Raw genomic sequence first — 22,891 nt, 5'->3', positions numbered from 1 at the left:
GCCATTATTTTGAATCCACCTGGCGTTTCAGTATATCCCATACTTCGGAAGGGGATATCGCATCGGATTCACCCAAATCAGTCGTTTGAATTCCATAAGAATGAACCGGAATTTCCAATGTTTTCCCTTCCAGCCCCTGACCTTCCAGAATATTAATAAAAGTCACTTTCTGGTTTTTAAATAACGGCGGCGTAGAACCTCCCGCTTTCAGAGGGCTGCATGCTGTTTCCGAATCAGCGTACGCGTAAACGTATGTATTCTTATCTGAAGCACTGGTTTCTTCTGTTACTTTCGTCCATCCTTCGCTGATTCCGTAGGAAAATAGTTCCTGAACTGCTGCGGGCTGAGCGGTGCCGTCTGCAGACGCGGTTCTTACATTTGCTTTGGGGACGGAAACTTCCAGAAATACAAAGGCGTCATTGGTTCCGACATTCCTCACAATTGGATCTTTTGTAAAAACTTTGTCCGGCGTAATATTGTGTCGCTCCTCTTCCGGCACTTTGTCATATTCTTCTTCCAGAAGTTCAATCGTAACATCGCCCACTGTCCAGCGGTTTTCCGCCTCATCCGTCGCCGTAAAATAAGCCGAGACGCCTCCAATTGCAAACAGCATCACGAATACTGCTAAAAAAACGGTTGCCTTTTTCATAATAATCTCCCTTTCTTGTTTTTTTTACCATTAATTACTTTTTTTAACTTTTTTCATGTCCAGTATACCATTTTGGTAAATTTTTACAACCCCTTTTTGTTTGACAAATTTCGACAAATTTCTCAAAAAAAGAGACCTATCAAATTGATAAGTCTCTTCCAGATTTTCCTATATACTGCGGTTCTAGCCGGTGGTTCCAATGCCCAGCGCCCATTTTACAAATCGTTTCAGACTACCGTACCCTTTCTCATACAAGAAATCAAAAAACCAATTATAGGCCTTAGATACCGGAGGACTTGAGAATACCACCACACATACGGACGCCAGCCCAAATATACAAGCATAGTAGACGAACATATTCGGATCCGGAAAGCTGTATTTTTTCACAACCTGCCGCACAATCAAGTGAAGAATATAGACTGCCATGGTATTCCTGCCTACATAGCTCAGATAGTTCTTACTCCTGGGCAGAATGTTCATCAATAGAATAATCCATCCACACGGAAGAATGAAGTCCACAATCCGCATCAGAATATCCATATACCAGCTTATCCCTAACGAAGCCGCCGGTGAGCGCAGCAAATAAAATCCTACCGGAACAATGCGGGAATAGGCCAGAGCCACATTAACCGCCACCAACACAACGCCCAAAAACACGCAGTGCCACGCTTTTAAACGCTGAATTTTAGCAATGTGCTCTTTTGTACAGAAATATCCAATCATAAAAAATGGAAAGTAAGATACCATTCTTCCCAATGCCAGTTCCGTATCCAGCCACGGAATCTGACCCGCCGCAAGATACAGCACAATACTCAAAGGCAGGATCCTACGGATTTTAATCAGATCAACAAGGAAAAATCGATACACAAAAAGCGCGACCAGATACCACAACGCCAATGGCGGAACAATCCAGTTCAAATTCGCCGCTCCATTTAGAAAATATCGGACACCATAGAAAAAAGGAACCAGCAGCAAATATGGAAACAAAAAGGTTTTAAAGGCCGTTTCTCTGGCTCTGGCAGGCTTTTTAGAAAAATAGCCGGACAGGAATACAAAAGCCTGCATGGCGAAAACATTAATGGTCACATAGACGACGCCTCCAAAAGACGCCTGATGAAAATTCCCTCCCACCATTGTGAAATGGGAAATCGGGATCATCCAGATTAAAATCCCCCGAAAGGTATCAAAAAAATAATTCCGTTCTTTTTTCCCTGACTCATGTATACTTGGTTCTTTTGTTGTCATATTTATCACTCCCGTTTTGCCCAGCCAAGAACACATTTTACTGCCTTTTTCCAGCCTTTCAAACACTGCTCTCTTTTTTCACTGGTCATATTCGATTTAAAAGTCCTATCCATCTGCCAGTTTTCCAGAATATCCGCTCTGCCTTTCCAGTAACCGGAAGCGAGCCCCGCCAGATACGCGGCGCCCAGCGATGTGGTTTCAATACATTTCGGCCGCAATACAGGCCTGTCCAGAATATCGGACTGAAACTGCATTAAAAAATTATTGGCGCTGGCTCCGCCGTCCACCTTCAGCGCAACAATTTGCTGCCCGGTGTCCCTAGCCATTACCTGGAGCAGCTCCCAGGTCTGATACGCCATGGATTCCAGTGTGGCCCGCACAAGATGATTTTTATTGGCGCCCCGCGTAAGTCCCAGAACCGCGCCTCGCGCGTAAGGGTCCCAGTAAGGCGCGCCCAGTCCTACGAAAGCCGGGACTACGTAAACGCCATTACTGTCCGCGACACGTTCCGCCATCTGTTCCGACTGATCGGAATCGGAAAGCAGTTCCAGCTCGTCCCGCAGCCACTGAACCGCGGCTCCCGAAACAAAAATCGATCCCTCCAGAGCGTAGTTCACAGTCCCGTCAATTCCCCAGGCAATGGTTGTCAGAAGGCCGTTTTCTGAAAAAACCGGATGTTCCCCGGTATTCATCAGAAGAAAACCTCCGGTTCCATATGTATTTTTTACCTCCCCCGCCTCAAAGCAGGTCTGTCCGAAAAGCGCCGACTGCTGATCTCCCGCGGCCCCGCAGATCGGAATCGGACCTCCGAAAATATTCGGATCCGTCCGCCCGTAAATCTCACTTGACGGCCGCGGCTCAGGCAGCATGCAGGCCGGTATTTCCAGCTCCCTGAGGATATCTTCATCCCAGGCAAGGGTTCGGATGTTAAACAGCATTGTCCTAGAAGCATTGGAATAATCCGTCACATGAACCCTTCCTCCTGTCATCTTCCAGATCAGCCACGTCTCAATCGTTCCGAACAAAAGCTCGCCTGCCTCAGCCCGCTTTCTGGCGCCTTCCACATTTTCCAGGATCCATCTGAGCTTTGTCGCTGAAAAATAAGCGTCAATCAGAAGTCCCGTTTTCTCCCGGAAAGCCGCCTCCAGCCCGCGCCGCTTCAGTTCATCGCAGTACTCAGCCGTTCTCCTGCACTGCCAGACAATGGCGTTACAGATCGGCTCTCCGGTTTTTTTGTCCCAGACAACCGTCGTTTCTCTCTGATTCGTAATCCCAATGGCCTGTACATTTTTCCAGGTACCGTTGATTTTCAAAAGCGCTTCCTGTGCCACTCCCATCTGCGTGGACCAGATTTCCATCGCGTCATGCTCCACCCATCCCGCATGGGGATAAATCTGCCGGAATTCTTTCTGCGCCGTACTCACCGGCCGCCCCTGCCGATCGTATAAAATACACCGGCAGCTGGTTGTTCCCTGATCCAGAGCCATAATATAGGTATTCATAAGCGTATCCTCCTCACTGGATTTCTAAACGAACTCGGCCATAATGGAATTCGAGCAATCAATCCCTTTTTCCGTCAGCATCAGCCGTCCGTCTTGCTGTTTTAAAAGCCCTTCCTTTTCATACCGGGCAAGCAGCGGCGCGAGAGCGCCGTATACCTCAGTAAACGCCACACCGAAAGCGCGTTCAAAATCCGCGGTATCCAGGCCTTCCGCCTTCCGCAGAGCCGTAAAGGCGTATTCCCCCATGTAATCCCGAAGCGTTTCTTCTTCACACGCCGCCGCGTCCTCCGGCAGCCGGCCTTCACGGATCGCCTGAAAATACGCATCCAGGTCGGATACATTGCGCCTGCGCCCGGTTTCATACTGAAAGGAATGAGCGGAAAGTCCGGCCGCCAGATACTCCTCAAAATTCCAGTACTTCTGATTATGGCGGCATTCATATCCCGGCTTCGCGCAGTTTGAAATCTCATAATGCGCATATCCGGCCTGTTTCAACATCCGGATTCCTTCATGATACATGGCTCTCTCCAGCTCCCTCGGAGGAAGATCGATTTCCTCCCGTTTGTACTGGCGGCAGAGAGGCGTACCCTCTTCCAGCTGCAAACCGTAAAAGGAAATATGTTCCGGCGCGAGCTCCATCACCTGGGCGAGAGTGTCTTTCCAGACCTCCATTGTCTGCCCGGGTATGCCGAACATCAGATCCACATTGAGATTTTCAAAGCCGGCTGTCCTCGCCTCATGGAAACTGTCCAGAAACGTCTTCCTGTCATGGGCTCGTCCCAGGAACCGCAGCAGTCCATCATCCATGGACTGGGCGCCGATACTCAGCCGGTTAATCCCCATACGCCGATACGCCTTCAGCTTTTTTCCGTCCAGCGTTCCCGGATTCGCCTCCAGACTGATTTCCGCCGATTCCTCTACGCAGAAAGCGGCTTTCGCCGCTTTCAATATTCCTTGTAAAGAATCGGGTTCCAAAAGAGAGGGAGTCCCTCCTCCGATAAAAATGGTATCCACTTCCCGCCGCGGGGCGCTTCGCAGCCGCAGTTCCTCACTGAGAGCCTCCGCGTACTGCCGCATTTCTCCCTGCCTCCGGCCCCCGAAGGAAAGGAAGTCGCAGTAAACGCATTTTCGCAGGCAAAATGGAATATGCAGATAAAGTCCTGCCGCTCCCTTTTTCCTATTTATTATCATCGTATTTCAAAACCGCGGTAAACGCTTCCTGCGGCACTTCCACCTTTCCAAACTGGCGCATCCGCTTCTTTCCTTCTTTCTGTTTTTCAAGAAGCTTCTTTTTTCTGGAAATGTCGCCGCCGTAACACTTGGCGATAACGTCTTTCCGGTAAGCTCTTACCGTTTCCCTGGCGATTACCTTCTGCCCGATAGCCGCCTGAATCGGAACCTCAAACTGATGCATCGGAATCACTTCCTTTAGCTTTTCACAGACAAAACGCCCTCTGGCGTAAGCCTTTGATTCATGCACGATCATGGAGAAAGCGTCCACCAGATCCTTATTCAGCAGCACGTCCATCTTCACGACATTTGATTTTTCGTAGCGCAGGAATTCATAGTCCAGAGAGCCGTAGCCTCTGGTCTTGGATTTCAGCGCGTCGAAGAAATCGTAGATTACTTCGTTCAGAGGCATCTCATAGTGAAGCTGCACCCTGTTTTCCGTGATGTATTCCATATGAAGCATTTTCCCCCGCCGTTCCTGGCAGATCTCCATAATATTTCCCACATAGTCTTTAGGAATCATAATATCCGCCTTTACAATCGGCTCTTCAATATGATCGATCTCCGACGGTTCCGGCAGGTTGGACGGATTCTGAATCATCTCCACCTTTCCGTCTGTGCGCACCACCTTGTAAATAACGCTGGGCGAGGTGGTGATAACCGCCAGATCAAATTCCCGTTCCAGCCGTTCCACAATAATCTCCATATGAAGCAGGCCTAAGAATCCGCAGCGGAATCCGAATCCCAGAGCAGCCGAGGTTTCCGGCTCAAAGTGGAAGGCCGCGTCATTGACCTGGAGCTTTTCCAGAGCGTCCTTTACATTCTCGTACTTCTCGCCCTCTGCCGGATAAATCCCGCAGTAAACCATGGGCTGCACCTTTTTATAGCCGGGCAGAGGCTCCGGGGTCGGATCGCCGTCCAGGGTGATCGTGTCACCGACTCTCGCGTCCGCTACCTGCTTGATGCTGGCGCAGATATATCCAACCTCTCCTGCCCGCAGTTCTTTGCAGGCCACATGTCCCGGCGAGTAAATTCCCACTTCCGTGACTTCGTATTTTTTCTTTGTATTCATCAGGCGGATCATATCTCCCTGCTTTACTTTTCCATCAAAGACACGGGTATAGATTACAACACCTTTATAGTTGTCATAATAGGAATCGAAGATCAGCGCTTTCAGCTTCCCGCTCTCATCTCCGGAAGGAGCCGGGATTTTGTGTACCACCTCTTCCAGAAGGTCCTCAATGCCGATCCCCTCTTTGGCGGAAACTAGCGGCGCCTCGGAAGCGTCAATTCCAATAACATCTTCAATTTCTTCCTTGACTTCGTCCGGACGGGCGCTGGGCAGATCGATCTTGTTTAAAACCGGTACGATCTCCAGATCCTCATCCAGCGCCAGATACACATTTGCCAGAGTCTGCGCTTCCACGCCCTGGGTAGCGTCTACTACCAGTACCGCTCCCTCGCAGGCCGCCAGACTTCTGGAGACTTCATACGTAAAGTCCACATGTCCCGGCGTATCGATCAGATTCAGGATATATTCATTCCCGTCCTTTGCCTTGTAGACAAGACGGGTTGTCTGCAGTTTTATGGTAATGCCCCGTTCCCGTTCCAGCTCCATGTTGTCCAGGAACTGTTCCTTCATCTCCCTCTGGGAAACCAGGCCGGTCTTTTCAATGATCCGGTCCGCCAAAGTCGATTTTCCATGGTCGATGTGGGCAATAATGCTGAAATTCCGAATGTATTTCTGATATTCGCTCATAGGTTCCTCTCTTTGTTTTGTAAGTTCCTATCTATTTTACTTGAAACACATTCGGAATTCAAGACCCTGCCGCATTACAGGTCAATCTCTCCCGTCAACCCGAAGAAGGAAACGGTCAGATTCCCTCCGGCGGTTTTCTGAATCGAAGGACACAGAAGCCCTCCAGCTCCCGTTGTCTCGCGGCATGCCTGATCGACCTGAATCAGACCCGCAGTGCCCAGAAAAAATACGAAAAACACAATTAACCATTTTTTCAGCATACCTTTTATTTTTCCTCCTCAATTACCTCTGCCAGGACCCGAGCAAAGTATTTTCCCGTATTCTCAACTTCTTCAATTTTATTCTGATTATTGCCGATCTCAAGCAGCAGGCATTTATCCGCTATGTATTCATTATATCGGTATTCCTTTTCAATAATTCGGCCTCCGAATCCGGAGTACATGGCCTCCGCTTTGTTGGAAACCTTTTTGGCGTGTGCCATCAGTTTGTTGTAATTGGCGTTGTTCTGACCTACGACCAGACTGAATGTTGCCGTTGTTTCGCCTTCAATCTGAACCGTCTTTCCTACATTTCCCGCGTAGGCCGCCGCGTCCCTGTGTAAATCGATAATATACCTGGCAGTCGGGTACTTTTTCATAAGGGAAGTAATGGTCTCAAGAGAACGATCATAAGACTCGTTATAGGAAGGCCTGTCGTGAATCGTTTTATCATGTACTACTGCGATTCCCAGCCGATTGAGCTCCTTTGTCATTACATCGCCCACATCCCGGACCGTTCCTTTCTCCTTGACCCGATGAAAATTGCTTTCCGAATAAGGCTGATAGGACTCTGTCGAATGGGTATGGTAGATAATTACCTGCGGCTTGCTGTTATCCACTTTCTTTTCAGAACGCTTCTCCGCCTGCTTTTTCTCTGATGTTTCTTTTTTGTTTTCCTTTGCAGACTGACTGTCTTCTTTCGCTGTTTTATCCGCGGCCTTCTTGTCGCTCCCGTTTTCCTCTTTTTCCACCCCTTTACTGATCGCCGGATAGACCTGCGCGACACACAATCTCCCTAAATCCTGAGAGGAGGATCGAACCTCCGGTGTCGCGGTCTGGCCCATCCTGTGCCAGAAAAACAGGGTAGAGAAAATAAAACAGACTGCGCATAGGAGCGCCAGTGTTTTTTTGCTCATTGTTTTCCTCCATCCGTTGCTCTTACGAATATATGCCGGGATGCAGGGTTTTATTTATTCCATTTGCAAGAATATCGGAAAAATCTTTGATAATCTGATCGATGTCGGTAGATGTTACGATCATATCCTGCCCTTTTTCCTCCAGGTACCGCTGGATTTCCTCCGCCTCCCGGCTGTGATCTTCCAGCGCTTCCCGGATAATCGTCCTCGAATCAATAACCGTAGGTACGCCAACCGCTACCACCTTTCTGCCCAGAGTCTCCTCAGAAAGCCGCGTCCGCAGATTGCCCATCCCACCTCCCGGATCGATGCCCGTATCGTTAATCTGGATCGTTGTGCTGACACGCTCAATATTACGCGCCGCCAGGGAGTCAATCACAAGGACCGCTTCCGGCTGCGTCAGTTCCACGGCTCCCCGGATCAGCTCCGCGGTCTCGATCCCGGTTGTCCCGGTTACCCCCGGTACGATGCAGCTTACACACCCCAGTTCTTCGTCCCCTTCAGCTTCATACATAAGGAAAAAATGGCGGGTCACCTTCACCTTTGAAGCCGTCGCGGGCCCCAGGGCGTCCGGCGTCACCTTTTCATTTCCCAGTCCCGCCACCAGCACCTTCAGATGCTCATGAAAGGGAATAAGCCGGGACAGTTCTTTGGCCAGCGCTTTGGCCGCCCTCTCTTTGATCCCTTCCTTTTCCTCCAGAATTCCCTCCACTTCAATGGTAATATACGTACCCCTGGGCTTTTCCAGCTGCGCCTCTCCCTCTTCATTTAAAATCCGGATTCTGGTGGACTCGATGTCCTCATCGTATGTCACCTTTTCCAACTCTATGCCGTCAATTTCCCGCTTCCCGCCGTGTTCCTCATCGAGAATTTCCTTTCGCTCAATCGCCAGATCGGTTCTGTATTTCAATTTACCTCCGCCTTTCCCAAAAAAGATCTTTCCCTTAATTTTCCCGCCTCCAATTTCTTTTATGCGCAAAGGTATGATATACTTGGAAAAAAGGATACGAGGTAGAGAAACATGCTTGCATACAAAATGAATCTTCATCTTTCCGCCGAAGATTTTGATAAAAACGGGCAAATCCGCCTGGGCGCGCTCCTTCACTATTTTCAGGATGCCGCCGCCCGCCACGCGGACGAAATGGGAATCGGCTACGACGATATGATCGCGGACGATCGGATCTGGATCATTACAAAGCTGCGCTGCCGGATCGAGAGCCCCCTGAGCCCTGAAAAGAACTATATTTTAACAACCTGCCCCAGGAAAAAGCGTTCCCGGATCTGTCCCAGGGATTATTATATCCACAATGAAGCCGGCACGATCTTTGCGCGAGGTACCAGTCTCTGGAGCGTTATCAATTATAAAACGAGAAAGCTCGAGCGAATCCCTTTCGATTACGAGGATGACCTTTTTGAGAAAGATGCCTTTGCTGACGGATTTCAGAAGCTTCACCTGGAACACCCTGAAGCTTCCGGTTCTTATACAATCCAGTCGGAGGATCTGGATATCAACGATCACACCAACAACTGCCGGTACGCGGATCTGGTGCGGCAGATCAGCCGACTGAATACCATTCGGGAATTCACAATCCAGTTTTCTAAGGAAACCCGGCTGGGGGATGAACTTTTCTTTTTCCGCGAAACAGAAAAGGAAGAAGAAACGATCTGCGGGCAGCTCATTGACGGAGAGACGGTGTTTTGCGCGAAACTTACAAAAAAATAAAAAAAAATCTACAGATTTTCTCTTAAAATTACTTGCAATCCACCTATGCATCCGATATACTTAAACTTGCGAATTTAGCTAAAAATAAGAAAGTGGGGTAACATTTTATGGCAAACATTAAATCCGCAAAGAAAAGAATCCGTGTAATCGACAAGAAAACTGCGAGAAACAGAAGAATTAAAGGTCATCTGAAAGCAGTTTTAAAGAGCTTTGACGCCGCTATCGAAGCAGGCGATATGGAGACAGCTGAGGAAAAGCTGAGACTGGCTGAGAAAAAACTCATGCAGGCCGCGGCAAAAAATACAATTCACAAAAAAGCTGCTTCCAGAAAAGTTTCCAGATTAGCCAAGAGATTCAATCAGGCGAAAGCCGCACAGTAAGTCTCACCCGTCCCCACCAGTGTATAAGTTAAATACACAAGCTATGAGCAAAAAACCGATGGCGCGTGTCTCCCATCGGTTTTTCTATATCTTTTTTACTTTATCTGTTCTGCAGAAGACTTCCCTGTGAAGCTCCGGAGTTTTCTTTTATCCAAAGAAACGCCGAAAATCTTTTTTTCCGATTTTACAGCCTTGGCTTTCATCGTTTCCGGTATCAGGCTGTACTGCTCAAGCTGTTTCCGCAGCTGTTGGTTTTCCTGTTCCAGCATTTCACATCGCTTCTGTATTTCAATATCCAGAAGCAAACATAAAACCGTATCGTTTGCCGTCTCATCCGGAATCAGAAACGCCCGCATCCACCGGTAAGTTCCCTCCGGCAGGCGTCCTCGAAAATCAACGGATTCATGCTCATTGTTCTGTATGATACTCCGTAGTTTTTTTCTGCGAAATGCGGAAAAAAGCCGTTTCCGGTCTTCTTTATGAACATACTTTTTCGCAGTTGTGAACAGCTCTCTTCCTGTTCCCGCATTAATTCCCGGGAATCGTTTTTCTGTATAGCAGAGAACCTGATAGGCATCCAGCTTCGTATTAATTTCAACAATTCCGCCGTAAGATAAATTCAATAAATCTGCGTAGTTCTTAAGACCTTCTTTATCAAGAACAATGTGGCTTCTGGTGTTTATAATCGACATTGTATTCCCCCTCAAACATGTTCTTTACTTTCGTGCAGCTGAGCGCTTCTTGATTCGCCTCAAGTATCTTACGAAAAAAGCGCGAAAAAGTCAATAGATTTTTGGCATTTTGGTTACATTGTAACCAACTTTTTTTAAAGGAAATCCATGTCTTATTATGTTATATTACAGCTTCTGCGTGCAGATCCCTGCCAGCGTCTCAATTCCGGTCTCCAGACACTCCTCGTTGACCTGAAAGCGGCTTGTATGCAAGCCGCTGTTGTTCTTTCCCTCATATCCGCTTCCCAGAAAAAAATAGGCGCCCGGCACTTTCCGCAGATAGGCGGAAAAATCATCAACTGTAAGGGATAGCTCTTTCATTTCAATCAGCTTTCCCGCGGCTGCAGTTTTCACCATTTCAACAGAAGCCTCATCATTTACCACGGCTCTGCACCCTTGTTCAAATTCAGGCGTAATACGAAGCTCCAACACTTGGGACAACCCTTTTGCGATCACGTTCATACGGCTGCATAGAAAATCACAGATCTGCGCGTTTTCCCCACGTACAATTCCATCAATATGTACCTGGCCGGCCAAAATATTTCCGCCTGTCCCGCCTTCAATTTTTCCAAAGCTAATCAGTCCTGCCTTGTCCGGTCCCAGATCCCGGGATACGATGCTCTGGCAGATCGAGATAAATTCCGCCGCGCCGTAAACCGCGTCTTTTCCCTGATCCGGACGGGCTCCGTGGGACGCCTCGCCTTTCACTTCAATCCGGCACACCCTGGATTCTCCGTGTACTGTTCCATATGGGAGTCCAATGCTTCCCGCGTTAAGCTCCGGTCTGACATGAAAACCGAAAATCCGATCCACACCTTTCAGGATACCCAGTCGCACCAGCCGCTCCGCGCTGCCGTTTCCCTCTTCATCCGGTTGGAAAATCAGTCTCACGTCGCATTGCAGCGCTTCCCGCATTCCGCACAGCACTCGGGCAAGGCCCAGCAGAATAGCCGTATGAGCGTCGTGGCCGCAAGCGTGCATGATGCCGGCTCGCCGTGATCGATAGCTCACCATGGCCTCTTCCGCTATAGGAAGGGCATCGATATCCGCTCGAAAGGCTATCGTCTTTTTTAGCGTTCCTCCGCCTGTCCCTTTTATATTCACTACGACCGCCGTTGCCAGCGGACGTTCGATCCCCAGCCCTAACTCTTTCAGCTTTTTTCCAATCAGAGTCACCGTTTTAAATTCCTCGTTTCCCAGTTCCGGCCAGCTATGCAGCTCCTCAAAGATCCCTTTTGCCTCCCGGGCCGCTTGTTCCACCTGCGCCTTGAATTTCTGTCTATCCAATATCAGGACACCTCTCTTCCGTAAAATCGTTCCCTTCATTGTATGTCCGATTTACAGGAAATATGAGATATCATACAAAAAGACCATGCTCCGGAAGCGTTCCCGCTTTCCCGCATGGTCTTTTTATGGAAATCATGAACTTTATGCTACGAACTCTGCTAACTCATTCAGGGTAAGGAACACCTTATCCGCTCCTGCTTCCAGAAAGCTCTGTTCCACTTCCCTGCATTTCTCTTTTTTCTCTGACTCGGAAAGAGCTTCAAATTCTTCCCGGGACAGTCCCATCTGAGAACTGCCGATTACAACGCCGGCCGTCAGAACACCCGCGCTCTTTCCCTCCCGGATATCGGAGGTTGTATCGCCTACTTTCAAAACCCGGCGAACATCCTGAATATTGAGAGCCTCCATATTTTTGAAAATCATATATGGGTAAGGTCTTCCTTTCTGGCCTGTAGAATCCGGACTGAACCAGGCGTCCGGCTCATACCCCTTTTCCTTTGCCGCCGGCGCGACAACGGCCATCATCTTGTCATTGTACCCGGTCGTCGAGCCGATGGCGATTCCCATTTTCCGGAGCTTTTCTACTGCTTCCAGCGTATCCGGTTTCGGCTCGGCATAACGGTCCAGAATACCCATCAGCTTTTCTTCAAAGATTTCATACATAGCCTGGGCGTCTTCATCCGTCGGCTCCGATCCGTGAATTTCTTCCCAGCACTGCCGGATTCTCGGCATTTTCAGCATGGTACGGATATGGTCAATTTTCAGCATTCCCATAGGTTCACGGACTTCTTCCAGAGTCGGTTCAATTCCGTATTCCTTAAATACTTCCATGAATGCCTGGACGGGAGCGAAGCTCCCGTAATCAACGGTCGTCCCCGCCCAGTCAAAGATTACTGCGTCAACTTTATGCATAGTCTATGTCACTCTCCAGTCTCTTCTTATTTCTTGGCGCTTTCAGAGATAGCCTGATGCTGTTCCAGCAGGTCAACGGTCAACTTTTCTTTAAAGGTTTTCGCGTTTCCAAGCTGGTTTTCTTTATCCACGGTTTCTCCCTCAAAGAGCGCTACCGGATAGATATCCAAAAGACCCGGTCTTGCTTTTTCTACGATGCACTGTGCCATTTCCATCGCCAGATCCTTGCTGCTGTCACCTTTGTCTGTTACAGCAACCGATTCCGTCAGGGTGAAGTTTCCTTCTGTCGGGTCAATGTAGTCGATTGGCAGACCTTCTTTTTTATCCGCTACCGCCTGTGCCCGCAGCCCGAATCCCAGGGCAACCTCACCAGCGCGGATTTTCTTCAGCGGACCGGAACCGGAATCTTCCAGGTGGTCGCCGGCATTATCATAGATACCGGTCAGAATGGTCTTCGTCTCTTCTTCACCGTATTCGGAAATCAGAGCCTGTACCAACAGCCACGCGGTAGAGGAGGACTGGATATCTGTTACGGAAAGATGGCCTTTATAAACCGGATCCGCCAGATCCTTGATGGATTTCGGAGTCGGCAGATTATTCGCCTTCATCTCTTCGGTATTCACGATAATGGATCCCGCGTTGCAGATAACCGGTACGCAGTAGGAGTCATGCTCCTCCAGAGTCGCCGCGTCAAAGGTGATATCGCGGAACATCTGATTTTCTTCCTGCGCGCTTTCTACATAGAACGTACTCATTACAATCATGTCCGCTTCGATATCGCTTCCCTCTGCCAGCATTTTGCCGCCCAGTTCGGAAGTTCCGAAGGTCTGGAAGATGTACTGTCCTTCATACCCGTTTTCATCCAGCGTGTTCTTCATTACTTCAACCGCTTCATCATCGGAGTTCGCGTAAATAACTACCTGCTCGTCTGAGCTTCCGCCTCCGCATCCGGTCAGGGAAAAGACACTTGCTCCAACCATGAGTGTCAGCGCCAGCACCATGGCTGTAGCTCTCTTGAAACGTTTTCCTTTGATCATTTTAAAACTTCTCTCCTTTTTCACTTTTTTATCTTTATTTTCAGACCTCTGCGCCAGCTTGCTGAACAGGATCTGCGCAACCACATTGGTCACCAGAATCAGCAGAGACAGCACAAAGATCTCATTAAACTTGTTAAAGTACTGCAATTCCTTAATCTTTGTCGTGATAACCATGGTTCTCGCTCCGGCGATAAAGATAACCGCGCTGATGGTTACCATGGCATTGATAAAGTAGTAGCTGAATACTCCCAGAAGGGAGGAAATCGCGTTAGGCGTTACGACCCTTACAATCGTCTTTACCCAGTTATCTCCCATCAGCATCGCCGTTGTCTCCCAGGAAGCATTCATCTTGGACAGTGAATTCTTCATCATCAGATACGGCGTTGAATAGAAGTGGATAATGTTACATGCGATAATGATGATAAATGTATTCTGAAGGGATGTGCCTGTGAACACAAACAAGAAGGCCAGACCGAGCACCATGCCCGGAATTGTATTGGTCACAAGGGCAATCCCGTCGATAATATTCTTTAATTTCTGGTTTACCGTGCTTCTCGCTGTCAACAGCGCGGAACCATAGGCAACTACCGTTCCGATAATCGCTGTGATGATAGCGACTAGCAAAGAGTTCTGATATACTCCAAACAGGTTCGGGTCATTAAATACATCGCGGAAGTGATCCAGTGAGAAACTGGTATAGTATGGCCAGTCTTCTACAAACGGAACAACAAAGAGCACTGCGAAAATGGAAAGTACACCCAGCATGAGCAAACCGCTTCCGATGCCGCAAATCGAATCCCGAATCCGGTTTCTGCGGATTTCAATGGTAGAAATCCGATTATAACGCACATTGTATCGCTCCAGGAATCTCAGAATAGAAATACTGATAATTGACGGAATCAACATTACCAGCGCCACAACCGCCCCGTTTCCGAAATCCGGTACGCTTCCCAGCATTTCATCATAGAGGACACTGGCGATTACATTGAATTCGCCGCCCACCGCAGCCGGGATACCGAAATCTGTGAAGCACAGAAAAAAGGTCTGAATAAAGGACGCCGCCAGCGTTCCCAGAAGCGGGCGGAACACCGTCACGCCGAAGGTCCGAATCGGAGAATCTCCCATTACTCTGGATACAATCATAAACTTCTTATCGATATATCCCATGGTGTTATTAATCAGCATAAAGGATATCGGAAGTGTATAAATGGTATATCCCAGAAGCAAACCGTTAAATCCGTAAATTTCAAAGAGCTGGTGTCCAAAAAGTCGGGTGAGCAGCCCCTGTTTTCCGAACGAATAAATAATCGCGAATCCGTAGGTAATCGTCGGCAGCAACATCGGCAGCACCGCGACTTTCTGGATCAAGCCTTTATATTTACGTCCTACATTGGTATAATTCACAGTGTAGGAAAGAAAGAAGGCAATGCATGTAGTCAGCACCGCGCTGCAGGAAGCCACCAGGAAACTGTTTCCCAGCGCTTCCATAAAGCCCTTGCCTCCGAGGACTTCCCCATAGCTCGAAAAGCTTATGGTTCCGTCCTCATAAAAAGATTTTATGAGAAGCTGCACCATCGGGGCTGCCAGAAAAACCGCAAACACGACGCACAGCAGAATAAAAATCAGTTTTAGTTCTCTGTTTTTCTTAATATGCATAGTTCACACCTGCCCTCTTACCGCTTACGACACCTGCATGCCCTGCTGCTGAACTTGCGCCTGGCTCATCTGTGTCTGAGCCATCTGTGCCGCGAAAAGCCGGTAGATGTTATTCTTTTTAATTTCCAGCTGATTCAAAATGAATGCCTTTACGAAATTGTTCGCAGGCGCCAGAATAATATCTTCTGGTTTTCCGTACTGGGAAATTCCTCCCTCGTTGAGAATCATAACCCGGTCGGACAGAGTCAGCGCCTCTTCCGGATCGTGAGTTACAATAATCGTTGTCAGATGATACTCCTTGGCGATGGTCTTGATCCGGTCCTTGATAGACTCTTTAATGACGCCGTCCAGCGCGCTGAGCGGTTCGTCCAGCAGAAGGATTTTCGGCTTCATCACCATAGTTCTCGCCAGAGCCACTCTCTGTTTCTGCCCTCCGGAAAGCTGATCGATTTTCTTTTCCAGATGCGGCTCCAGTTCCAGAAGACGAATCAGCTCATCAACTTCCTCTTTCGTGGAAATGGCCGGCTTGTTGCGAAGTCCGTATGTAATGTTCTTATATACATTCAGGTTCGGAAACAGCGCGTAGTCCTGGAATACAATGTTGAACCCTCTCTTTTCCATCGGCACATCTGTGATATCTTCACCGTCAAAGATGATTTTTCCGCCGTTACTTTCCGTAATTCCCAGGATCAGATTTAAAAGCGTCGTCTTTCCGCATCCGGAGGGACCTAAGATCGATACAATTTCGCCGTCTTCGATATCCAGACTGATATCCTCGAGAATCGTCACACCGTCATAACTTTTTTTCACATGTTCTAATTGCAGCATAATTGTTCATCCTTTCTCTATTGTTCGTTCGGGAAACATTTTATTTGAAATAAGGCTTCCCGCTGAATTCATTTTCCGCAAGAATTCTAACTCTGAATTTTGTAAAACACAATTAAATCAATGTTAACTTTTTGTAAGAGGAATGTTAAAGAAGGCGCCAAAAAACGTGTAGAAAATCTACACGTTTTACGACATTCATTTGGACCTGTGGTATGCTTTATTGCGTATAATGCGGCTGTTTTTATCCAGTCTCTCGGAGTATGTTTTGTAATCTGAGGTAAGGAGCCCCATATAAATCATATCTACGATCAAAGTCTGAGAAGTTCTTGAAAAAATCGCGTTTCCATAAAAGAGCTGTTCCTGTGTGGTGCATAAAAGATAGTCCGCGTATTTGCTGATCAGAGAATCTCTGAAATTTGTAATTACGATTGTGGCTGCTCCTTGCTTTTTCGCCATTTTCAGAGCGTCCACCGTATCCCTTGAAGCGCCGGAATAAGAAATCCCGATGGCAACGTCCTTCTCGGACAGGGAAGCCGCGCTAATCCTCTGCAGATAAGGATCCTCAAGATACCTGCAGCTTAACCCCAGATAGGTAAGCTTTGTTTCCAGATCACAACAGGCGGAGCTTGAATTTTCAATACCGTAAATATCGATCTGCCCCGCGGATTCAATCACTTTAATGACCTTCTGATAGGTTTTCAGAGAAAGCGCTTTGATACTGCGTTCGATCATGGCAGAGGCCGCGGCCGCCATTTTGGCAGGCACATCACTGAGCTCGTCGTTTTCTGAAATGGAATAACCGTAAATCGCGTATGGGCTTTGCCGTTCGCCGCTTTCCTGCGCCATCTCTTCTATAATCGCGTCCTTAAAGCTTCGGAATCCCTCATATCCCAGAGCTTTCACCATTCGCACGATAGTCGGCTGGCTGACGCGGCACCGGGCCGCAAGCTGGGAAAGGGACATATCCCGAACTTCCTTCATATTCTCCAGAATGTAATCCGCCGCCTTTTTTTCTGATGGACGAAGGTCTCCATATCCGGCATCAATGGAAAACGCAACCGTATCTTCTCGCTTCATAATTGTCAACTCCCTGTAATTTTCCTACAAAATTTCTTAGGAAACAGATTTCCCGTTTGTTAAATTCAGTATAACAAAGGGGTGTTTTTTGTTTTTTAAGGGAATGTAAAATCTTTGTTAAATGGACATTTGTATGAACTTTCTGTTTAAGATAATATACTGATATACTAATATTTTCCTTAACTAAGGCCAAAAAATTTACCGCCAGGTACTCCTGGCGGCTTAGACAGATGTGGTTCTTATCTTTCATAATGGGACCACAAGCTTAGTATCTTTATTATCTTCTCTTCCTCAAACACTTCATATACCAGCCTATGTTTCACATTTATTCTTCGGGAATAGGCGCCCTGCAAATCTCCAAGAAGTTTTTCATAACTCGGCGGCTTTTGGTACGGATCTTTTTTTATCAGCTCTATCAGCGCTTTCGCCTTTTTATCCAAATGCGCTCCTTTTAATTTTGAGATATCTTTTGCCGCCGCTTTTGTATAAACGATCTCGTACATTACCAATCTACCTCACTTTCTGAGACACATTCAGAAAGTGGAGTATTTTTCCCTTCTATCAGCTTTTCTTTCATTTCAGGAATCGACATTAAATAAATGGTTTCCAGCATCCCCTGATACTCTTCTTCACTTAATACCACTGCATTTCCATCTTTTGTACTGATATTAATGGGCTCATTATATTTAATTGTCTGCTCAAGCATGGAAAAAATATTTTTCCTAAAGTTTGTTACGTTCGTTATTGTCATGTTTCTCACCTCATGTACATTATAGCGTACGCAATCTATGTTGTCAATTCGTCTTGTTCTTGTTAATGATAATAACTCATATACTGGCAAAAAGGAGTGTATTTTATGTTGATTCGTCCTGCCCCGCTGAAAAAGGAAGACGCGGTGGCTCTCGTCTGTCCCGCCTCTCCGGTTTCCCGGGAGAGTTTGCATGCCTGTATGGATTCCATCCGTTCTCTGAAGCTGCGGCCTGTACTTCTGCCCGGCTGCGCCCAGTCCCGCGGCTACCTTGCCGGAAGTGACGCCCAGCGCGCCCGGGATCTGAACCGGGCCTTCGCCAGCCCGGAATTCAAAGGCGTCTTTTGTCTGCGGGGAGGATACGGCTCTCCCCGGATTCTGCCTCTGCTGGATCTGGAAACGATCCGGAAAAATCCCAAATGCTTTGTCGGATTCAGCGATATCACCGCCCTCCACCTGGCGTTTAATCAGCTGTGCGGCTTCCAGACCTTCCACGGCCCCATGCCGTCTTCGGATTACAAAACTCTCGATTCCTTTTCGCTGACCAGTCTGACACAGCAGCTTTTTACAGATGCCTCCCCGGGGACTCTCCCCCATCCGCCGGGACATCATCCGTCGGTTCTGATCCCCGGGGAAGCCCGCGGAGTCCTGACCGGCGGAAATCTGACGCTGCTGGTTCATACTCTGGGATCTCCTTATGAAATTGACACCCGGAATAAAATTCTCTTTCTGGAGGAAACAGGCGAACCGCTCTACCGCATCGACCGTTCCCTGACCGCCCTGGCGCTGGCGGGTAAATTCCGCGACTGCCGCGGGATTCTGCTGGGGACTTTTACGGAAACCGATGATGCAGACGGAGAAACTCCGTTACTTGCCGGGCTTTTTTATGAAATTCTCGCGCCATGGAAAAAGCCGGCGCTTTTTCATATCCGCGCCGGCCACTGTATGCCCAGTCTCACCCTGCTCCTGGGAGCAGAGGTTTATTTTGATACAGAGTCTCTTGCAATTTCCGTCATATAACGTTTTGTAAGCTGCATGTAATGCTTGTATAACACCCCGAACCGATAGCGATAAAAAGGGTTCCATGGTTTCGCCTTTCCTTTGCTGCGGATAAAGTAGTTGTCATAGTTGCGCGCGTCGTAATTCCATATATTCGCAATCTCTGTCTTTCCGGTATGGGAAGCCGCCGCAAAGATGTTTCCACCCGCCGGCTCTCCAGCTGACAGCCAATCCTGCCAAGCTGCCGCTCCAGAAGTTCCAGTTCTGTCTCCGGGATGCCGCGATGCAGAAGCCAGAGCCGGAAGGACTCTCCCGGATTGTTCATCCAGAGAGAGACCAGCATCACTTTCAGGCGCGGCAGATAATTGGCGTCTAAAGTCGCCAGCAGTTCCATTCGGTCTTTCATTCTATTTTTCTTCCTTATTTAAAATGTCCATGAATTCCTCGCCGGTAATCGTTTCTTTTTCGTAGAGGAAATCCGCAAGTTCATCCAGCTTGCCGCGGTTTTCCTCCAGAATCGTTCTTGCCTTTTCATGCTGCGTTTTTACCAGTTCGATCACCCGTTTGTCGATCTCCTTCTGGGTGTCCGCCGAGCAGCTTAGTGTAGTGTCGCCTCCCAGATACGGATTATTTTCTGTTTCCATCGCCACCATGTCAAAATCGCTGTCCATGCCGTAACGTGTAATCATAGCCCGCGCCAGCTTCGTGGCCTGTTCAATATCGTTGGAAGCGCCGGTACTGATCTGTCCGAATACGACTTCCTCCGCCGCGCGACCTCCCGCGTAGGTCGCGATTTTATTTTCCATTTCCTCTTTTGTAAGAAGATATTTGTCGCCTTCTTCTACCTGCATGGTATAACCCAACGCTCCCGAAGTGCGGGGGATAATGGTGATTTTCTGAACCGGAGCGGAATCCGTCTGTTTGGCCGCCACCAGAGCGTGCCCGATTTCGTGGTACGCAACGGTCCTCTTTTCCTGATCCGAAAGGATTGCGTTTTTCTTCTGATATCCCGCGATCACCACTTCCACACTTTCCTCCAGATCCGACTGGGTTACGGCAGACCGCCCGTCCCGAACAGCCCGCAGAGCACCTTCATTTATAATATTCGCAAGTTCCGCGCCGGAAGCCCCGGACGCCATTCTGGCGATGGTCCGGTAGTCCACATTTCCATCGGTTTTGATTTTCCTGGCATGTACTTTCAGAATTGCTTCCCGTCCCTTTAAATCCGGAAGTTCCACCGGTACTCTCCGATCAAACCGTCCCGGTCTTGTAAGCGCCGGGTCCAAAGATTCCGGCCGGTTGGTCGCCGCCAGGATAATCACTCCCGTGTTGTCCTCGAATCTCACGCGCCATATAAAAAGCCCCTTTCTTTGGTCTTTATCTTAGCGGAAATGACAAAAAGGGGCAACGATCAGTCTTTTTCATCTGTATAGACAAAACCGCCAAAGTGTAAAAGAGCCTTACACTTTGACGGTTTTGTCACAAGCTTATTCACTTAAATATTGTTTTCCCGTAACCAGCAGATAAATCTGATGGGCCACCTTGTCAATATCCTCCGTTTTCAGAGAGTCCCATTCATTCAGAACACCCGCGATCGCATAGACATAATAGTTGACGATCACTTTCAGCTCTAGCCGGGTAGCATCCGCGAACAGCCGCTTTTCCTCAATCAGCTGCAACAGATAGGCTCGCATATTCTGAATCAGAAGCTGGCGGATAACGTCCCCGTAATTGGTAGCGAGAACCCGTTTCATCACCACCTCTTTGCTCATAGCCGTTTCCAAGAACCGTCTCATAGCATACTCAAGATTGCCTCCGGAACGGTTGATTTCCCGCGTGGCCTTTTCAAATTCCTGCTTCAGCATCCAGTTGATCAGATCCGGAATGTCCTCAAAGTGATAATAAAAGGTCTGCCTTGTAATGGCGCATTCTTCTACGATATCGGTTACGGTCAGCTTTTTTGCGCGTTTCTCTTCGATTAGCCGTTCCGCGGCATCCGCAATATATTGTTTCATATCGATCGGCATTCTTCTGATCGCTCTCCTCTCGCTGTTTTTTCTCCCTGCGCCTTACAGGTTTGCCTGACGTTTGATTTTATGAGTCGTCGTCTTAACGAATTCCTCTTCACGAATCACAATATGGCGAATCCGTTTGTAGTTCGGCAGTTTCTGGTTTTCCTCCGCAATAAAGCGTTTGACGATTTCATAAACATCTTCCTCATCCGGCTCCCGCGGACCGCGTTCCCGGATACCTTCGTAGTCCGGCCGCACCTGCGCAGCGACAACTGTACCGTCCCCGGCATCCATACCATCCAGCCCGTAGACCATACATTCTTCGATAACCGGCAGTTTATTCAACACCTGTTCCAGTTCTTCCGGATAGATGTTTTTCCCGGTCTTCGTTACGATAACATTCTTCTTTCTCCCTGTAATATACAGCCAGCCTTCCGGATCCATAAACCCCAGATCGCCGGTGTGAAACCACCCTTCCGCATCAATGACTTCCGCTGTTTTTTCCGGCATCTCGTAATATCCTAACATCACATTGGGACCTTTATACAGAATTTCCCCAATTCCGTCTTCGTTGGGATCCGCGATCTTTACTTCTCCTTCGGGAATAATTTTTCCCACGGATCCTGTTTTCCGGTACTTTTCTTCTCCATCCGGTGTCCCCGCGATAATCGGGGCGGTTTCCGTCAGGCCGTACCCCTGCGCCACTTCCAGTCCCAGATCATGAAAGCCTCTCAGCACCTTGGGATCGATTCCCGCGGCTCCGGTGATGACAAGCCGCAGCCTGCCTCCCAGACTGTCATAGATCGTCCGGAACAGCTTATGTCGTTTATCAATTCCCGCCTTCCGCAGCGTGCGGTTCAGCTTAATCGCCGCTTTCAGGGCTTTGGTTTTCTTCGCTTTTTCCGCCTGCTTCCACAGCTTAGCGTATATGGATTCGAAAATCAGCGGTACTCCCACCAGGACACTTGCCTGTGCTTCCGCCAGATTCTTTGTTACATGTTTCAGTCCCTCGAAAAAGGCGATGGATCCGCCCTGATACAGCACGGTCATAATATCCACCGTTGACTCAAAGGTGTGGTGAATCGGCAGAATGGAAAGGGTACGGTCACCGGGCTCAATCCGCACGATCTTACTGATATTCTTAATATTGGACACAATGTTTTCGTGACTCAGCATAACCGCCTTCGGATCTCCCGTGGTTCCGGAGGTAAACAGCATGACAGCCGCCGCCTGGGGATCGATTTCCGCGTCCAGGAACCGCCTGTCGCCGCGGGAAAGGAGCTTCCTTCCTTCGTAAATCAGACTTGCCATGTCGTTTTCAGAGAATGGGACATCTTCATTGCGGTACAATTCAAATTTGAGTTTCACCGGAATGTCCAGCTTCGCCGCGTACTTCTCATAAGACGAGGAATATAGGATGCCTTTGCACCCGGCGGTTTTTACCAAATTCGAAATTTCTTCCATACTCAGTTCCTTGTCCAGAGGAACCACGGTACCTACGCCGTTTACAATCGCGAAATAAGAAAGAGCCCACTCGTAAGAATTCTCTCCGATCACCGCGATTTTTTCTCCCCGCAGTCCCAGATCAATCAATCTGGTTCCCAGCGCGTTCATGTCCTTTTCCAGCCTTGTATGAGTAATCTCATGGTATTTGCCGCCCTTCTGCGTTTTTACAAGAAACGCCGGCGTCTCTTTATAGTCTCTCGCGCCGGTGCGTATCAGATCCCGGATCGACTCCATATCCCGCACCGGATAAAACTGTTCTGCTGCGTTCATTTCTTTTTCTCCTCTCATCTAACCCCTGAATTCCCTGTTTTATTCAGTTTCTTTTATGGTTCTGATTAATATACCATCTTTATATGCAAAGATCAATCTTTTCTTTCAAGCCGCCTGTAAAACAAATTTCTCTACATTAATATGTTACATTAATATGTTGATTTTC

The 22,891-nt window shown here is 48.2% G+C and carries 22 protein-coding genes and 1 pseudogene; 3 read left to right on the top strand and 20 right to left on the bottom strand.

The window, feature by feature from the left end; all coding sequences use genetic code 11:
* Positions 1-4: 4 nt before the first annotated feature.
* From H9L42_RS01750 to gpr, 8 genes are all read right to left on the bottom strand, one after another.
* Entirely contained in the window at positions 5-649 is a 645-nt protein-coding gene (locus H9L42_RS01750; RefSeq protein WP_187301719.1) for a SipW-dependent-type signal peptide-containing protein, read from the bottom strand.
* A gap of 183 nt (positions 650-832) precedes the next feature.
* Entirely contained in the window at positions 833-1,894 is a 1,062-nt protein-coding gene (locus H9L42_RS01745) for an acyltransferase family protein (protein ID WP_187301718.1), read from the bottom strand.
* Between the two features lie 5 nt (positions 1,895-1,899).
* Complete coding sequence (gene glpK / locus H9L42_RS01740; protein ID WP_187301717.1) at positions 1,900-3,396, bottom strand: glycerol kinase GlpK; 1,497 nt, start codon at positions 3,394-3,396, stop codon at positions 1,900-1,902.
* 24 nt (positions 3,397-3,420) lie between these two features.
* Positions 3,421-4,587, bottom strand: a complete 1,167-nt coding sequence (gene hemW, locus H9L42_RS01735) for a radical SAM family heme chaperone HemW (protein WP_187301716.1) — start codon at positions 4,585-4,587, stop codon at positions 3,421-3,423.
* Positions 4,574-6,385, bottom strand: a complete 1,812-nt coding sequence (gene lepA, locus H9L42_RS01730) for a translation elongation factor 4 (RefSeq protein ID WP_187301715.1) — start codon at positions 6,383-6,385, stop codon at positions 4,574-4,576. Before lepA ends, hemW begins: the two co-directional genes overlap by 14 nt.
* Positions 6,386-6,459: 74 nt before the next feature.
* Positions 6,460-6,645 carry a hypothetical protein gene (locus tag H9L42_RS01725; protein WP_187301714.1) on the bottom strand — a complete coding sequence of 62 codons (186 nt, stop codon included), beginning with the start codon at positions 6,643-6,645 and terminating at the stop codon, positions 6,460-6,462.
* A gap of 5 nt (positions 6,646-6,650) precedes the next feature.
* Positions 6,651-7,559: a stage II sporulation protein P gene (spoIIP, locus tag H9L42_RS01720; protein WP_187301713.1), complete on the bottom strand. Its 909-nt coding sequence runs from the start codon at positions 7,557-7,559 to the stop codon at positions 6,651-6,653.
* Between the two features lie 22 nt (positions 7,560-7,581).
* Positions 7,582-8,469, bottom strand: a complete 888-nt coding sequence (gene gpr / locus H9L42_RS01715) for a GPR endopeptidase (protein ID WP_207734890.1) — start codon at positions 8,467-8,469, stop codon at positions 7,582-7,584.
* A gap of 111 nt (positions 8,470-8,580) precedes the next feature.
* Between gpr and H9L42_RS01710 the strand changes: the two genes are divergently transcribed.
* The gene (locus tag H9L42_RS01710; RefSeq protein ID WP_187301711.1) at positions 8,581-9,282 is read left to right on the top strand and encodes an acyl-[acyl-carrier-protein] thioesterase; all 702 of its coding nucleotides are present in this window, start codon (positions 8,581-8,583) and stop codon (positions 9,280-9,282) included.
* Between the two features lie 107 nt (positions 9,283-9,389).
* Positions 9,390-9,662, top strand: a complete 273-nt coding sequence (rpsT, locus tag H9L42_RS01705) for a 30S ribosomal protein S20 (RefSeq protein WP_187301710.1) — start codon at positions 9,390-9,392, stop codon at positions 9,660-9,662.
* A 95-nt stretch (positions 9,663-9,757) separates the two neighbouring features.
* On the opposite strand, the gene H9L42_RS01700 is transcribed toward rpsT, so the two are convergent.
* The 8 genes from H9L42_RS01700 to H9L42_RS01665 form a co-directional block, all read right to left on the bottom strand.
* On the bottom strand, positions 9,758-10,354 hold the full coding sequence (locus H9L42_RS01700) for a PAS domain-containing protein (protein ID WP_187301709.1): 597 nt from the start codon (positions 10,352-10,354) through the stop codon (positions 9,758-9,760).
* 165 nt (positions 10,355-10,519) lie between these two features.
* The gene (locus H9L42_RS01695) at positions 10,520-11,680 is read right to left on the bottom strand and encodes a M20 metallopeptidase family protein (protein ID WP_187301708.1); all 1,161 of its coding nucleotides are present in this window, start codon (positions 11,678-11,680) and stop codon (positions 10,520-10,522) included.
* A gap of 141 nt (positions 11,681-11,821) precedes the next feature.
* A complete protein-coding gene (gene phnX / locus H9L42_RS01690; protein WP_187301707.1) occupies positions 11,822-12,592 on the bottom strand; it encodes a phosphonoacetaldehyde hydrolase in 771 nt (256 codons plus the stop codon).
* 26 nt (positions 12,593-12,618) lie between these two features.
* Entirely contained in the window at positions 12,619-15,285 is a 2,667-nt protein-coding gene (locus tag H9L42_RS01685) for an extracellular solute-binding protein (RefSeq protein WP_187301706.1), read from the bottom strand.
* Between the two features lie 24 nt (positions 15,286-15,309).
* Positions 15,310-16,113, bottom strand: a complete 804-nt coding sequence (locus tag H9L42_RS01680; protein ID WP_187301705.1) for an ABC transporter ATP-binding protein — start codon at positions 16,111-16,113, stop codon at positions 15,310-15,312.
* Between the two features lie 195 nt (positions 16,114-16,308).
* Complete coding sequence (locus H9L42_RS01675; RefSeq protein ID WP_187301704.1) at positions 16,309-17,190, bottom strand: MurR/RpiR family transcriptional regulator; 882 nt, start codon at positions 17,188-17,190, stop codon at positions 16,309-16,311.
* A 239-nt stretch (positions 17,191-17,429) separates the two neighbouring features.
* A complete protein-coding gene (locus H9L42_RS01670; RefSeq protein ID WP_187301703.1) occupies positions 17,430-17,693 on the bottom strand; it encodes a Txe/YoeB family addiction module toxin in 264 nt (87 codons plus the stop codon).
* The gene (locus tag H9L42_RS01665) at positions 17,693-17,941 is read right to left on the bottom strand and encodes a type II toxin-antitoxin system Phd/YefM family antitoxin (protein ID WP_187301702.1); all 249 of its coding nucleotides are present in this window, start codon (positions 17,939-17,941) and stop codon (positions 17,693-17,695) included. The genes H9L42_RS01670 and H9L42_RS01665 overlap by 1 nt, the downstream gene beginning before the upstream one ends.
* Positions 17,942-18,046: 105 nt before the next feature.
* On the opposite strand from H9L42_RS01665, the gene H9L42_RS01660 reads away from it, so the two are divergent.
* The gene (locus tag H9L42_RS01660; protein ID WP_187301701.1) at positions 18,047-18,958 is read left to right on the top strand and encodes a S66 peptidase family protein; all 912 of its coding nucleotides are present in this window, start codon (positions 18,047-18,049) and stop codon (positions 18,956-18,958) included.
* Here H9L42_RS01660 and H9L42_RS01655 read toward each other — a convergent pair.
* The 4 genes and pseudogenes from H9L42_RS01655 to H9L42_RS01640 all read right to left on the bottom strand — a co-directional run bounded on the left by H9L42_RS01655 (position 18,951) and on the right by H9L42_RS01640 (position 22,725).
* The gene (locus H9L42_RS01655; RefSeq protein ID WP_207734889.1) at positions 18,951-19,343 is read right to left on the bottom strand and encodes a glycosyltransferase family protein; all 393 of its coding nucleotides are present in this window, start codon (positions 19,341-19,343) and stop codon (positions 18,951-18,953) included. The two genes, H9L42_RS01660 and H9L42_RS01655, sit on opposite strands and share 8 nt — an antisense overlap.
* A 1-nt stretch (position 19,344) precedes the next feature.
* Positions 19,345-20,277, bottom strand: a pseudogene (locus tag H9L42_RS01650) (AAA family ATPase); the annotation flags it as partial.
* 147 nt (positions 20,278-20,424) lie between these two features.
* Positions 20,425-20,964, bottom strand: a complete 540-nt coding sequence (locus H9L42_RS01645; protein WP_187301700.1) for a TetR/AcrR family transcriptional regulator — start codon at positions 20,962-20,964, stop codon at positions 20,425-20,427.
* 42 nt (positions 20,965-21,006) lie between these two features.
* Positions 21,007-22,725 carry an AMP-dependent synthetase/ligase gene (locus H9L42_RS01640; RefSeq protein ID WP_187301699.1) on the bottom strand — a complete coding sequence of 573 codons (1,719 nt, stop codon included), beginning with the start codon at positions 22,723-22,725 and terminating at the stop codon, positions 21,007-21,009.
* Between the last annotated feature and the right edge of the window lie 166 nt (positions 22,726-22,891).

It is taken from the genome of Zhenpiania hominis (assembly GCF_014333425.1).
GTDB classification, from domain to species: Bacteria; Bacillota; Clostridia; order Peptostreptococcales; family Anaerovoracaceae; genus Hominibacterium; species Hominibacterium hominis.
Note: the sequence above shows the minus strand (reverse complement) of the source record. Positions and strands in the feature narration are given on the sequence as shown.

Excerpts from the sequence above, each read along its gene's own strand:
- H9L42_RS01750 (WP_187301719.1), bottom strand. The coding sequence starts at position 649 with ATGAAAAAGGCAACCGTTTTTTTAGCAGTATTCGTGATGCTGTTTGCA.
- H9L42_RS01745 (WP_187301718.1), bottom strand. The coding sequence starts at position 1,894 with ATGACAACAAAAGAACCAAGTATACATGAGTCAGGGAAAAAAGAACGG.
- glpK (WP_187301717.1), bottom strand. The coding sequence starts at position 3,396 with ATGAATACCTATATTATGGCTCTGGATCAGGGAACAACCAGCTGCCGG.
- hemW (WP_187301716.1), bottom strand. The coding sequence starts at position 4,587 with ATGATAATAAATAGGAAAAAGGGAGCGGCAGGACTTTATCTGCATATT.
- lepA (WP_187301715.1), bottom strand. The coding sequence starts at position 6,385 with ATGAGCGAATATCAGAAATACATTCGGAATTTCAGCATTATTGCCCAC.
- H9L42_RS01725 (WP_187301714.1), bottom strand. The coding sequence starts at position 6,645 with ATGCTGAAAAAATGGTTAATTGTGTTTTTCGTATTTTTTCTGGGCACT.
- spoIIP (WP_187301713.1), bottom strand. The coding sequence starts at position 7,559 with ATGAGCAAAAAAACACTGGCGCTCCTATGCGCAGTCTGTTTTATTTTC.
- H9L42_RS01710 (WP_187301711.1), top strand. The coding sequence starts at position 8,581 with ATGCTTGCATACAAAATGAATCTTCATCTTTCCGCCGAAGATTTTGAT.
- rpsT (WP_187301710.1), top strand. The coding sequence starts at position 9,390 with ATGGCAAACATTAAATCCGCAAAGAAAAGAATCCGTGTAATCGACAAG.
- H9L42_RS01700 (WP_187301709.1), bottom strand. The coding sequence starts at position 10,354 with ATGTCGATTATAAACACCAGAAGCCACATTGTTCTTGATAAAGAAGGT.
- phnX (WP_187301707.1), bottom strand. The coding sequence starts at position 12,592 with ATGCATAAAGTTGACGCAGTAATCTTTGACTGGGCGGGGACGACCGTT.
- H9L42_RS01685 (WP_187301706.1), bottom strand. The coding sequence starts at position 15,285 with ATGCATATTAAGAAAAACAGAGAACTAAAACTGATTTTTATTCTGCTG.
- H9L42_RS01680 (WP_187301705.1), bottom strand. The coding sequence starts at position 16,113 with ATGCTGCAATTAGAACATGTGAAAAAAAGTTATGACGGTGTGACGATT.
- H9L42_RS01675 (WP_187301704.1), bottom strand. The coding sequence starts at position 17,190 with ATGAAGCGAGAAGATACGGTTGCGTTTTCCATTGATGCCGGATATGGA.
- H9L42_RS01670 (WP_187301703.1), bottom strand. The coding sequence starts at position 17,693 with ATGTACGAGATCGTTTATACAAAAGCGGCGGCAAAAGATATCTCAAAA.
- H9L42_RS01665 (WP_187301702.1), bottom strand. The coding sequence starts at position 17,941 with ATGACAATAACGAACGTAACAAACTTTAGGAAAAATATTTTTTCCATG.
- H9L42_RS01660 (WP_187301701.1), top strand. The coding sequence starts at position 18,047 with ATGTTGATTCGTCCTGCCCCGCTGAAAAAGGAAGACGCGGTGGCTCTC.
- H9L42_RS01655 (WP_207734889.1), bottom strand. The coding sequence starts at position 19,343 with ATGAAAGACCGAATGGAACTGCTGGCGACTTTAGACGCCAATTATCTG.
- H9L42_RS01645 (WP_187301700.1), bottom strand. The coding sequence starts at position 20,964 with ATGCCGATCGATATGAAACAATATATTGCGGATGCCGCGGAACGGCTA.
- H9L42_RS01640 (WP_187301699.1), bottom strand. The coding sequence starts at position 22,725 with ATGAACGCAGCAGAACAGTTTTATCCGGTGCGGGATATGGAGTCGATC.